General features: G+C 49.9%; 13 protein-coding genes. 4 read left to right on the top strand and 9 right to left on the bottom strand.

The window, feature by feature from the left end; translation table 11 throughout:
- Complete coding sequence (locus MHN33_RS15120) at positions 1-375, top strand: DUF3718 domain-containing protein (protein WP_125717107.1); 375 nt, start codon at positions 1-3, stop codon at positions 373-375.
- Positions 376-584: 209 nt separating this feature from the next.
- The gene (galU, locus tag MHN33_RS15115) at positions 585-1,460 is read left to right on the top strand and encodes a UTP--glucose-1-phosphate uridylyltransferase GalU (protein ID WP_239398928.1); all 876 of its coding nucleotides are present in this window, start codon (positions 585-587) and stop codon (positions 1,458-1,460) included.
- Between the two features lie 115 nt (positions 1,461-1,575).
- Here the strand turns inward: galU and MHN33_RS15110 are convergent, their stop codons facing one another.
- Together MHN33_RS15110 and MHN33_RS15105 are read right to left on the bottom strand one after the other, a co-directional pair.
- Positions 1,576-2,259: a hypothetical protein gene (locus tag MHN33_RS15110; RefSeq protein ID WP_239398926.1), complete on the bottom strand. Its 684-nt coding sequence runs from the start codon at positions 2,257-2,259 to the stop codon at positions 1,576-1,578.
- A gap of 134 nt (positions 2,260-2,393) precedes the next feature.
- Positions 2,394-2,669 carry a ribbon-helix-helix domain-containing protein gene (locus MHN33_RS15105; RefSeq protein WP_239398924.1) on the bottom strand — a complete coding sequence of 92 codons (276 nt, stop codon included), beginning with the start codon at positions 2,667-2,669 and terminating at the stop codon, positions 2,394-2,396.
- A 14-nt stretch (positions 2,670-2,683) separates the two neighbouring features.
- Between MHN33_RS15105 and MHN33_RS15100 the strand changes: the two genes are divergently transcribed.
- Positions 2,684-3,079: a VOC family protein gene (locus MHN33_RS15100; RefSeq protein ID WP_239398922.1), complete on the top strand. Its 396-nt coding sequence runs from the start codon at positions 2,684-2,686 to the stop codon at positions 3,077-3,079.
- An 18-nt stretch (positions 3,080-3,097) separates the two neighbouring features.
- On the opposite strand, the gene recG is transcribed toward MHN33_RS15100, so the two are convergent.
- Genes recG through asnC form a run of 3 tightly spaced genes read right to left on the bottom strand, consistent with a single transcriptional unit; the run spans position 3,098 to position 6,395 of the window.
- Positions 3,098-5,182, bottom strand: a complete 2,085-nt coding sequence (gene recG, locus MHN33_RS15095) for an ATP-dependent DNA helicase RecG (RefSeq protein WP_239398920.1) — start codon at positions 5,180-5,182, stop codon at positions 3,098-3,100.
- A gap of 2 nt (positions 5,183-5,184) precedes the next feature.
- Positions 5,185-5,883, bottom strand: a complete 699-nt coding sequence (gene trmH / locus MHN33_RS15090) for a tRNA (guanosine(18)-2'-O)-methyltransferase TrmH (protein WP_239398919.1) — start codon at positions 5,881-5,883, stop codon at positions 5,185-5,187.
- A 53-nt stretch (positions 5,884-5,936) separates the two neighbouring features.
- On the bottom strand, positions 5,937-6,395 hold the full coding sequence (gene asnC, locus MHN33_RS15085; RefSeq protein WP_010383506.1) for a transcriptional regulator AsnC: 459 nt from the start codon (positions 6,393-6,395) through the stop codon (positions 5,937-5,939).
- A gap of 179 nt (positions 6,396-6,574) precedes the next feature.
- Between asnC and asnA the strand changes: the two genes are divergently transcribed.
- A complete protein-coding gene (gene asnA, locus MHN33_RS15080; protein WP_239398918.1) occupies positions 6,575-7,570 on the top strand; it encodes an aspartate--ammonia ligase in 996 nt (331 codons plus the stop codon).
- Positions 7,571-7,612: 42 nt separating this feature from the next.
- Here asnA and MHN33_RS15075 read toward each other — a convergent pair whose 3' ends face one another.
- The 4 genes from MHN33_RS15075 to rpoZ all read right to left on the bottom strand — a co-directional run bounded on the left by MHN33_RS15075 (position 7,613) and on the right by rpoZ (position 12,475).
- Entirely contained in the window at positions 7,613-9,223 is a 1,611-nt protein-coding gene (locus MHN33_RS15075; protein WP_239398917.1) for a FapA family protein, read from the bottom strand.
- A gap of 230 nt (positions 9,224-9,453) precedes the next feature.
- A complete protein-coding gene (locus MHN33_RS15070) occupies positions 9,454-9,846 on the bottom strand; it encodes a RidA family protein (RefSeq protein ID WP_010383501.1) in 393 nt (130 codons plus the stop codon).
- 10 nt (positions 9,847-9,856) lie between these two features.
- Positions 9,857-11,959 carry a bifunctional GTP diphosphokinase/guanosine-3',5'-bis pyrophosphate 3'-pyrophosphohydrolase gene (spoT, locus tag MHN33_RS15065; RefSeq protein WP_046006225.1) on the bottom strand — a complete coding sequence of 701 codons (2,103 nt, stop codon included), beginning with the start codon at positions 11,957-11,959 and terminating at the stop codon, positions 9,857-9,859.
- Between the two features lie 240 nt (positions 11,960-12,199).
- Positions 12,200-12,475, bottom strand: a complete 276-nt coding sequence (rpoZ, locus tag MHN33_RS15060; RefSeq protein ID WP_046006224.1) for a DNA-directed RNA polymerase subunit omega — start codon at positions 12,473-12,475, stop codon at positions 12,200-12,202.
- Positions 12,476-12,494: the final 19 nt, after the last annotated feature.

Raw genomic sequence — 12,494 nt, 5'->3', positions numbered from 1 at the left:
ATGAAAGTAATTCCTTTAGTTATTGGTGTGAGTCTTGGCGTTTCTGCATTAACAGTAAGTTTTGCGAGCAAAGCAAACGATCAGTTAGCCGTGTCTTTGTGTGAATACATCGCGGCTGACGATAAAAGACGTATCCGTAGTACACTAAAGAGTTCACGGGTTAAAATCCGTAACGTATACGATTCAGTTCAGTGTAATGGTAACAACATGCTGCGTCATGCCATCGCTAACAATGCAGTAGATGCGGGCGAGTTTATCGTTAAGAGTCTGCCTAAAAGTGCTTTAGAGGATGGTGCAGATATCGCTTGGGCTGAAAGCAATGGCCATGGTGGCTCTGCGCTGATTGCAGCCATCAAAAAGCGCGCTGGTCTTTAAGAGCGTATACAGACCTTAGTATCTGACAGCAATAAAATATTTCCAGAAATGCCCGACACCTTATGTGTTCGGGCATTTTTTATTAATGTCCTAATATTCAAGGCATATAACTAAACTTGCACTGTCAGCTTATTCTATTAAAATAGTCTGTCACGTGAATATTTATATGGTGGGGGAAAATTCCACCATCTCAATGCAATGGATGAACTATGAAAGCAGTAATACCTGTCGCTGGGCTTGGTACACGTATGTTACCTATGACAAAGGCTATCCCCAAGGAGATGCTGCCTTTGGTCGATAAACCGCTTATTCAGTACATAGTGAAAGAGTGCGCAGCGGCGGGCATTTCCGAAATCGTCTTAGTCACTCATTCATCAAAAAACGCGATTGAAAACCACTTTGACACCAGCTTTGAGCTGGAAGCAACGTTGGAAATGCGTGTTAAGCGCACCCTGCTGGAAGAGGTTCGCTCAATCTGTCCAGATGGTGTAACCATCATGCATGTAAGGCAAGGCGAAGCGAAAGGGCTAGGTCATGCGGTGTTATGTGCAAAGCCTATTGTTGGTGATGATGATTTTGTGGTTGTTTTACCTGATGTGATCCTGGATGAGTATACCGCAGATCAGAGCAAGGAAAACCTGGCAGCCATGGTTCATAGATTTTCTGAGACCAAGCTTAGTCAGATCATGCTTGAACCGGTTCCTCAGGAAGATGTGAATAAGTACGGTATTGCAGATATCCAGGGAGTTGCACTTAAACCGGGCGAAAGTGCCCCAATCAAGCATATGATTGAGAAGCCTCCCGCAGATAAAGCGCCTTCTAACCTGGCAGTTGTTGGTCGCTATGTCCTGTCACGTAACATCTGGCCATTACTGCAGCGCACGCCACTGGGAGCCGGTGGTGAGATCCAGCTGACCGATGCGATTGATATGCTTATGGAAAATGAAACCGTTGAAGCATTTCACATGAGCGGTCGCTCTCATGATTGCGGTGACAAACTGGGTTATCTGAAGGCCATCGTTGAGTATGCGATGCGTGATGATAAGCTTGGCGAAGACTTTAGTGAGTTTGTAAAGGCACTGTAACCTTATTTCTCATGATACCAAAGCCCGACATAACGTCGGGTTTTTTGTGTTTATATTACGCTATCAGCACTGTGTTTGGTATTCGGCTCAGGCTGAGCGCACAGTGCTTGTCAACTTATTGCCCATGACGCTCCGTAAACCGTTGCCAGTGGATATTGGGGTTTATCACTCTCACCTGGGTGATCACTTGTTTCATTTGTTGGGCTCCGGGCTGTGGAATGACAGTGCCATCATTTTTCAGACCCAGCAAATACAGCATGGCGGCCTTGTTGCCCTGCTGAATCGCAGAGATATGGATCTGTTGCTCAAAGTTTAACCTCAGGCTGCTGATAGCGGTTTTCATGCCTTGCTGGTCGACATTGGGCAGACCACACTTTTGCAAATACCCAAGTCGTTCTCCCTCTCCGGAAAACCAGATCCTGACTTTTTCACTGAAGCGACCTGATTTAGCTGGTAAATCAAACATCAGCCGGGTGTGACCCTGGCGTTCCACAAAGTGCAGATAATCCTGTAGTCCGGCGTGCCACAGCGCAGGATGGATAGGCACAAACCTGGCCTGTAACTTACCATGGGTATCAAAGGTAAAACCGCGAACCTGCTCTTGTTTGCCGATATCTGAGAGCGTTAAGTTACCAATCTCGTCACTGTAGGCACCGGTGTAATATGCCAGCACCGGTAACCAGAAGTGCCAGTGCTTCGGCTGTTCACGCTTTTGCTTTTCATCACCATAAATGTAGCCGTTAAACAGGGTGTACAGCTCCATATTGGAAAATGCGCGTCGGCCTAAATGAGATTTCATAAGATAGCGCTATACCTTGTGCCTAAATAGTTCACACAATTCAAAGGATTACTTAGAATGAGTTGAGATAAGTTTATCGGCTTTTAGCAATAAGCAAAAGCCTAATATCAATGTAGTAGCCAGATACTACCTCTCTAGTGACGACCAGGAGTATGATCGGTCAGGTAGGTTAAGCAGGTGATCCGCAACAAAGAGGCAAGGTTTTTGACTTCACCCTGACGATCCAGCACCTCCTGATAGAGGGTGGAGACAAATTCGGCCACGCTGATCTGTTCACCTGCCGATATTTCTTGTAGCAGATCCCAGATCTGACGTTCCAGCGCCAGACTGGTCACGACTCCCTGAATACGCACTGAGCGGCGTATGACCTCATAGCGGGCGGGATCGGCCGAAGCATATAATTCACACATAAGAGGACTCCTTGATGGCAAAACTCATTCACAGCATGGTTAGGGTAATGGACTTGCAAAAGTCCCTGGCATTTTACCACGACGTATTGGCACTGGGCGAGCGCAGGCGGATTGAATTTGATGACTTTAGCCTGGTCTACCTGGGCAATGAAGAAGCTGAATTTGAACTGGAACTGACCTGGAATCATAATACCGGGCAGCCCTATGAGCTGGGTAACGGCTATGGTCATATTGCTGTAGTGGTGGATGATTTAGCGCCTGTGCATACAAAGGCACAGGCACTGGGTTATCAGCCTAAAGAGATTAAGTCGTTTTACAACGGCGATACGCTGGTAGCACGTTTTTTCTTTATTACCGATCCTGACGGCTACCAGATTGAAGTGATCGAACGTTCAGAAACGTTTAAGTAAGCCATGGCTAATCCGTGGCTAAGCCATGGCAAATTCACTGCGGTTGGGCAGCCAGCGCTGTATCAATGGCTCAACGGCTTGTGGATGCTGTTGCAGCAGGGTGAAGGCCAGGCTGCGCACCTGAGGCAGTAGCACTTTGTCCCGGCTGAGATCGGCAATCTTTAGCTCGGCCAGACCGGTCTGGCGAGTACCGAGTACTTCACCCGGGCCGCGGATCTCCAGATCCCGTTCGGCAATGACAAAGCCGTCATTACTGTCGCGCAGCACGCCCAGGCGCTTTTGTGCCGTTGCCGATAAAGGCGCATGATAAAGCAGCAGGCAATGCGATGCGATATCACCACGACCAACCCGGCCACGCAACTGGTGTAGCTGTGCCAGCCCCAAACGCTCGGGATTCTCTATGATGATCAGGCTGGCATTGGGCACATCGACACCTACCTCAATGACAGTCGTTGCAACCAGCACATGGCTTTGTGCCTGCTTAAAGTCCTGCATGATCTGCTGCTTTTCCTGCGCTTTCATACGGCCATGAACCAGGGCTATATTCAGCTCCGGCAGGGCTTTGGTGAGCTGCTCTGCGGTGTCTTCGGCCGCCTGACATTGCAAGGCTTCGGATTCATCAATCAAAGTACAGACCCAGTACACCTGTCGCTGTTGCTCGATACACGCACGTCTTACTCGCTCGATCACTTGTTCGCGGCGGGTATCCGGAACGGCAACGGTTGTGATGGGGGTACGTCCGGGAGGAAGCTCATCGATCACTGAGGTTTCCAGATCGGCATAGGCAGTCATTGCCAGAGTACGTGGGATCGGCGTGGCCGTCATAACCAACTGATGCGGATAGCAGTCGTTGAACTTGCCCTTTTCGCGCAATGAGAGGCGCTGATGAACGCCAAAGCGATGTTGTTCATCAATGATGATCAGTGCCAGATTGCTAAACTGCACCTGCTCCTGAAACAGTGCGTGTGTCCCCACCACCATTTGTGCCTGACCAGAGCTGATGCGCTCAAGCACCCGTTCACGCTCCTTTCCTTTGGTTTTACCCGCCAGCCAGACGACTTCAATACCCAGCGCCGCAAACCAGTTCTGGAAATTAATATTGTGCTGCTCGGATAAAATCTCAGTTGGTGCCATTAATGCTACCTGATAGCCCTTGGCAATGGCCGTAAGCGCACTCAGGGCCGCGACCAGAGTTTTACCTGAGCCAACATCACCCTGCACCAGACGCATCATAGGGTAGGGTTGTTGCAAGTCGCCTTTGATCTCTGCCACCACCCGGCTCTGGGCCGCAGTGGGCTTAAAGGGCAGCTGAGCAAGAAATTCGGTTTCCAACAGGTTATTGGGCGGCAGAGAGACGGCCTTGACGGCCTGGCCTTGCTGCCTGAGTTGCAGCAGGCTGAGGTTTTGTGCCAGTAATTCTTCAAACGCAAGGCGTTGCTGTGCCGGGTGCTGTCCCAGTTCCAGCTGGTCCAGTGCTACGTTCTGAGGTGGCTGATGGAGCGTCAGCAGGGCTTCTTTTAAGCTCAGCTGGTTAGGGCGGAACTGCGGCGGCAAATGATCGTCAATATCGTATTTGTGCAGCAAAGCAACGGCCTGTTCGGCAATGGCTCGAATACTGAGTTGCTTAAGCCCTTCTGTGGTCGGGTAAACCGGGGTGAGGGTATCGGCGCCTTGCGGTGTGTCACTCAGTTCATCGCGAATACTGTATTCAGGGTGCGCCATTTCCAGGCCAACCCGGCCACGGCGTACTTCACCAAAACAGCGCATGATTTTACCGCTTTGCATGGCGTTTTTTTGCGCTGCACTGAAGTTGAAAAAGCGCAGGGTAATACGACCGGTGCCATCGTTTATCTGACACACCAGCATACGGCGTTTGCCGAAGGTGATATTAGCCTGCTCAATTTCGCCCTCCACACTTACATGAAGGTGTGGCATCAGCTCGGCGATACGATAAGTTCTGGCTCTGTCTTCATAGCGCAATGGCAGGTGAAACAACATGTCCTGCACACTGCGGATCCCCAATTTGGCCAGCCGCTCTGCGGCCTTAGGGCCGACTCCCTTGAGATCGGTAATGGCGTACTGGGCTAAATTGGGGTGCGACATAATTATCCTTTTTGGCTGAATTTCAGTGTGTTCCAGAAAGCCTCGTCAGCAACGATCTCTCCAAACTCATCCAGCGCCGGGTAGGGCAGGCTTTTCTCTACGCAGCGATTGGCAATGATAGGGTGACAGCCTTCAAACAATAGCTTGTGTTTAATCGCCGGGTCGAGCATATCGTTGCGCTGATACAGCCCTGCTTCTTCACGCTGACGCTGTGCTTCATATAAGATCAAGGCTGCAGCCACTGAGACATTCAATGACTGTACCATACCTGCCATTGGGATCACGATATGCTGATCGGCGTGTTCCAGTGCCCGGTCTGAGATCCCCAAACGTTCCTGCCCAACAATAACGGCAGTTGGTTTAGTATAATCAATCTCGCGAAAATCCACGGCGGTATCACTGAGGTTGGTTGCCAGTAGCTGAATACCCGGGTTTTGTGCACGGATAGCGGCAACGGCCTGATCTATGTCGTCGTGCATATGGGTTTCTACCCAGTTTTTACTGCCACCTGAGGTGTTATTGGTCAGGCGTCTTTGTTCCTGCGGCCATACCGCATGAACATGATGGCAGCCGACCGCATCGGCTGTACGCACTATGGCCGACAGATTGTGGTGTTTATGGACTTCGTCCAGGCACACAGTTAAATCAGTCTGGCGTTGATCCAAAATGCGCTTCACGCGCTGAAAACGGTTTTCTTCCATCAATTACAGCTCTTAACTACAAAATTGTCGCGATTATAACAAAAAGCGCCTCCCTAAGGCATTACTTCACGCATGATTGGTGCCTGCAAGGAGATCAGGGTCTCGGTTGACTGAATTGCTTCTATGGTTTGGATCTTGTTGATCAGCACATCCTGAAGGTGATCGATAGAGCGCGCCATCACTTTGATAAAAATGCTGTAATTACCTGTGGTGTAATAGGCTTCAACGACTTCTTCAAATCCTTCCAGTTGTTCAATAGTAGCGGGGTAATCCCGCGCATGTTTGAGGTTTACGCCAATAAAACAGCAGACGTCATAGCCCAGCTGTTTGGCATCTATACTGACCCGGGTGCCGACGATAATACCGGCTTGCTTCATCTTTTCGACCCGCACATGAATGGTCCCTGCACTGACGGCAAAGCGTTTGGCCAGTTCAGCATAGGGGGTTCTGGCATTGTCCATTAAGGCATGAAGGATAGAACGGTCGAGATTATCGATTTGATAATTTTCCATGGATATTTTGCACGCTAATTATTGATTCGATAATTATTAAAGCGGATTTTTAACGAAAAAAATAGTGTAAAGGTGTTTTTGTTGTGGAGTATTGAATCTTTTCCGATTTTTGTTGAGGATAGATTTAACGCAGCAAGCCTGCACCGTGATTCAACACCATTGGGAATGAGGAAACCGATATGTTGCAACAGTATCTGCAAACACAACAGCAAATAGCCCGTGCAAAAGCACTTTTTTCACAACAACTGACTGACAAGTTAGGTCTGATTGAAGTCCAGGCACCTATCCTGGCAAAAGTAGGAGACGGGATCCAGGATAACCTCAGCGGCACCGAAAAAGCCGTTAAGGTGAAGGTGAAAACGTTGAGTGACAGCGACTTTGAGGTCGTGCATTCACTGGCAAAGTGGAAGCGTAAAACACTTGGCGATTATGGCTTTGGCGCAGGGCAGGGGCTCTATACGCATATGAAAGCGTTACGCCCGGACGAAGACAAGCTGTCACCCATCCACTCTGTGTACGTTGATCAGTGGGACTGGGAGCAGGTGATCTGCGCGCAGTCGGAGCGCTCTTTGGATAAGCTCAAAGAAACGGTTGAGACCCTGTACGGCGCCATTCGTGAAACCGAGCAGCAACTGGCTTCTGATTACGGGCTGACGCCGTTTTTGCCATCGCACATCACCTTTGTGCACAGCGAGGAGCTGCGTCGTATGTATCCGGATTTTACGCCCAAGCAAAGGGAAAAAGCGGTTGCTCAGGAATATGGTGCGGTGTTCCTGATTGGGATTGGCGGTGAGCTGGGCGATGGCAAAATCCATGACGTCAGAGCACCGGACTATGACGACTGGTCGACACCCACGTGCGATCAGTACCAGGGCCTCAACGGCGATATTCTGGTCTGGAACCCGGTACTGGAAGATGCCTTTGAAATTTCGTCCATGGGGATCCGGGTATGCCCGGACAGCCTGCAGCGCCAGCTGAGCCTGACTCAGGATGAACAAAGACTGGAGCAGGACTGGCATCAGAGCTTACTGGCGGGATCGCTGCCACAAACCATTGGTGGCGGCATTGGCCAGTCTCGTCTGGTGATGCTGTTACTGCAAAAGCAACATATTGGTCAGGTCCAGGTTGGTGTGTGGCCTGAGCACATTAAAGCTGAAGTTTCTGGGTTACTTTAGACGCGATGGCGACACACGGTAAGGGGGCCCGGTTGGGCTCCCTTACATCTTAAATTCAATTTCGATTTTGCCTTCAATCAGTCTGGCACTGCACGGGGGGTAGCTGCGGGTGGTTTTATACACTTTGTCGAAAATATGGATTTCGACACCCGAGTGCAAAGAGGTATTAACGACCAGCTGGGTGTTATCGAGTAAATCGTGCAGGGTATGATCTAATTCCGATAACTGATGTTCCAGTGCCTCAGCCTGTTTGCAGTAATGTTGCTGTGTAGCGCCTATCTTGGCCAGCAAGGTTTTTTTCTTTTCGGCATCTTTTACGTTATCAGCTTTTTCAACCGCCTTTTGCAGGTTATTGATCTGTTCATCGGTCTGACTTAATTCTTTCAGACACAGATCGGTTCGTTCGGTGATCTCCATGCCACTGCGTGCCAGGTTGATTGCCATAGTTGCGCCTGAGCTGCTGCCGACCTCACCAGCCACCAGTTTCTTAGCATCAAAAATAGTACCGCCAATGAGCTTGCCTTTAGGCGAGTCATCCAGGCCAACCTGCAACAGGTTACGCGCTTTGATATCGCAGTGATTGCTCTGTTTCTGGACAAAGACATTCTGGCCTTCGAGGTAAGTATATTGCCCATGGGTGATCTGAACATCGCCTTTGGCTATCAGGCGACAGGTCAGCCCCTGATCGTCGTTACTGTGATCCAGGTGGCCAATAACGCCTCCCCGCACTTCGATATTGCCATCTGAAATGAGCTCACCCGATTCTACGGTGCCCATTACTGTGATATCGCCATGGGCTTTTATTTTCATACCCGGATCGACATTGCGGGTAACCAGCACACTGCCGCTAAACTCAATGTGGCCACTGCGCACATTGACATCGGCAATGGTAAAGATATCGTCTACCCGCATACCATTGGGAATGTCGGACGGGCAGCCCGCAATGGTCGAGACCAGTTGCAGCGGGTTCGTAGGTGATATCTCTGTGCCTTCACCGGCCACCAGCTGAAAGCTGTCTCCGGGTTTAGGTGCAATGCTGTCGCCGGTAACGGTAAAGCCTTCTTTACCTGGGGTTGCCGGGCGCTGAGTGACCAGTAAGGTGCCGGGGGCAACACTGGCCAGGGCACCAAAATCTCTCATATCTACGGTGCCATCTTCACGTAATTTAGGCTGTTTCAGGCGTTCTTTGAGCGTTTGAACATGTGGCATCAGCTTGGCCGGGATGCCATTTTCGGGTGGCCGCCCCTGGGCGACAATACCGGTGACTTCACTACCCGGCGGGGATTCCAGCTGCTGCTTGAGTAAGTTTTCGAGGTAGACCTGTTTATAGCCTCGTGTCACGCCCACTTTAACAATGGCGCGTTTGGCATCTTCGAGGCTGATCATCTTGCCACCCCGAGCTGTGGTGAGTCTGGCGATGGCTTGCATTTTGTCTTCGCTGAGCGCCACTTCTATGTGTGCATCTTTTTGCTGAGCCACAATCAAATGCGCCGTGGGCGTATCTTGTTTAAAGTAAGCGGCAATGGACTCGTGATCAATTGCGCAGTCCGCGTAAGGTGAGCGCTCGAGTGCTTCAACCACAAACGCTGCACTGGGGGGCGAGGCGGCTGCGACGTCCATCAATATATTGCCATTTTTTGCGAGTTTAAACACAGGCTTATCCTTATTGCTTATCACCTACCAGGATACTAAATACCTCAAATTGCCAAAATATGCGGCCATAACAGAGTCGCACAAAGCGCTCTGCATATCACCAGATTGCTAAATTAATAGTATGCGGTCAAGTGTTTAAGATCAAAGTTAAGACTATGAAAATTCGTCTTACAGATAAGCAAAAGCCCGCAAAAAGCGGGCTTAGTTATTGTCCAGCCTGAGTAAGGGCATTAGTTGGTTGAAGGCAGCTCCATGATGCCATCAATCTCAATTTGTACGCCTTTGGGTAGCTCTTTCACACCAATGGCAGCACGCGCCGGGTAAGGTGTTTTAAAGTGCTGGCTCATGATCTCATTCACCGTGGCAAAGTTGCTCAGATCGGTCAGGAAGATATTTACCTTAACCATGTCCTGCAGCTGACCGCCTGCTTCTTCACATACGGCCGTCAGGTTTTTAAACACCTGCTGAGTTTGCTCAGCGAAGTCTTCAGAGATTACTTCCATTGTTTCAGGCACCAAAGGGATCTGCCCCGAAAGGTAAACCGCCGTACCGACTTTAACTGCCTGACTGTAGGTGCCAATTGCCGCTGGCGCCTGATCGGTTGAAATAATGGCTTTATTCATAGTCTTTCCTTCATCGCTTCCTGGTTACACGTTGTACATCTGGCATCACCCGGATCCGGCGCATAATGTTCGCCACATGGATCCTGTCTTTAACGGTGACACCCAGGTCTATCACGTACAGGTTGCTCTCTTTTTCTTCGGTTGCTATCTCCACAATATTGGCTTGTGTACTTGCAACCACATTGGTTAATTTGGCCAACGCACCCTGGTGGTTGATTATCTCAACCCGCAGTGCTGCGATGTATTCTTTTTCGGGGTTATCTTCCCACTTTACCACAAAGTACTTAGCGCGTTCATTACGCCAGCCTTTGATGTTTTTACATTCCTGACGGTGGACCATTAAGCCCTTACCCTGGCTGACATAGGCGGTAATGTCATCACCCGGCACCGGGCGGCAACACTTGGCATAAGTCACCAGCATGCCTTCAGTACCAATGATGGGCGCTTTGGCTTTTTGTGCCAGGCTCTCAATGGCATCATCGGCTTGCAGCAGGCGTTTTGCAACCAGCATACTCATGATATTGCCGTTGCCAATTTCTACCAACAGCTCCAGTACGGTATTGAGCTCGTGCTCTTCCAGTACTCTGTCTATCTGCTCGGTGGGAATATCGTCCAGCTTATGCTCACCCAGTGCAGAGTCAAGTAAGCGTCGGCCCAGCAGGATTGATTCTTCCTGATGCTGACTCTTGAGGTAGTTGCGTACGCCCAGGCGCGCCTTACCCGTGACAATAAAGTTGAGCCAGGTGGCATTCGGGTGTGCACCCGAACTGGTAATAATCTCAACGGTCTGGCCGGTATCCAGTGCCTTGCTCAGTGGATAAGGCTTGCGGTTAACGCGTGCGCCAACACAGGTGTTTCCTACGTCGGTATGAACAGCATAGGCAAAGTCGACCGCTGTGGCGCCCATAGGCAGTTCAATGATCCGTCCATCCGGTGTAAAGACATAGATCTCTTCCGGGAACAGCTCAGTTTTAACGTTTTCAACAAATTCAAACGACGAGCCGGCGCTTTGCTGTAGCTCAAGCAGGCTTTGCATCCACTGTCTGGCGCGTTGTTGCGCGGTGTGTCCCGAGCTGTCACCGGCTTTTTTATACATCCAGTGCGCAGCAACCCCTTTGTCGGCCATATGGTCCATATCGTGGGTACGGATCTGGATCTCCACCGGAATACCGTGTGGCCCAACCAAAGAGGTATGCAAAGACTGGTAACCATTGGTTTTGGGTACCGCGATATAATCTTTAAAGCGGGTTTCAATAGGTTTATAAAGGTTGTGCGCCACACCCAGCACCCGATAGCAGGTATCTATGCTGTTGACGTTGATGCGAAAAGCATAAATGTCCATCACTTCGTTGAACAACAGCTCTTTGTTGAGCATTTTTTTGTAGATGCTGTAGAGGTGCTTCTCGCGGCCACTGACCGAGGCATCAATACCAGCTTCTTCCAGGCGTGATTCAATCTCAGACTGAATATTGCTGATCACTTCCTTACGGTTACCGCGTGCTTTGGCGACTTCTGACTTAAGTGCTCTGTGACGCATTGGATATAAAGCCGCAAAGCCTAAATCTTCCAGCTCGTTCTTAATATCGTGGATACCAAGGCGGTTGGCGATGGGAGCAAAGATCTCCAGGGTTTCGCGTGCTATCCGGCGGCGTTTTTCCGGGCGTAAAAAACCCAGGGTCCGCATATTGTGTGTGCGGTCAGCCAGCTTGATCAGGATAACCCGAATATCCTGGGTCATGGCCATGATCATTTTGCGATAGTTTTCGGCCTGAAACTCTTTTTTGTCTTTAAAGTCGAGTTTATCCAGCTTACTGACACCGGCCACCAGCTCGGCAACGGTATCGCCGAAGATCTCGGCCAGGTCTTTTTGGCTGAAATCGGTGTCTTCAATCACATCATGCATCAGGGCCGCCATCAGCGTTTCATGGTCCAGCTTCATACTGGCCAGGATCTGCGTGACTTCAACCGGGTGGGTAATATAAGGCTCGCCGCTGGAGCGGGTCTGCCCTTCATGCGCTTCGCGGGCAACCACGTAGGCTTTTTGCACCAGTTCCACATCTTCGGGTGGCAGATACTCTGATATTTTTTTCTTTAAGCCTTCAAACAGATACATTCACACTCCAATGTTCCAGCGAAGTTACACCAATGACGCAATAGCATAACCTGCGCTCAGGCTATGTTGCTTGACTGGTATTAGTAATAAGTTAAGTACTGAATATACGATGAATTGACTTCGAAGCCAATCGACTAACCAATTTATTAGCCTGAAAATGAGGTGGTCAGCGGCCTGTGGCGCAGAAACAATAACGCCAGCTAAAAAAGCTGGCGTTATTGTTATACAGGTCGCAGTGGATTAGCGATTGCCACCCACAATTGCAGCAACAGCAGCAAGCTCAGCAGCTTCCTGAGTTTGTTGCTCTTCGCGATCGATCATGTCCAGTGAATCGCTGGTGACCATGCCTTTTTCGATCTCGCGCAATGCGATTACGGTTGGCTTGTCATTTTCAGCTTCAACCATAGGGTCTTTACCACCGACTGCAATCTGACGAGCGCGACGCGCTGCAACAAGAATAAGGTCGAAACGGTTACCAATTTTATCTACTGCGTCTTCTACTGTTACGCGAGCCATCGAAGCACTCCAAAAAATT

Origin of the sequence: Pseudoalteromonas sp. OOF1S-7 (assembly GCF_022347765.1) — a bacterium.
Lineage (GTDB): Bacteria > Pseudomonadota > Gammaproteobacteria > Enterobacterales > Alteromonadaceae > Pseudoalteromonas.
The sequence above is the reverse complement of the archived record's forward strand: the minus strand, read 5'-3'. Positions and strand labels throughout refer to the sequence as shown.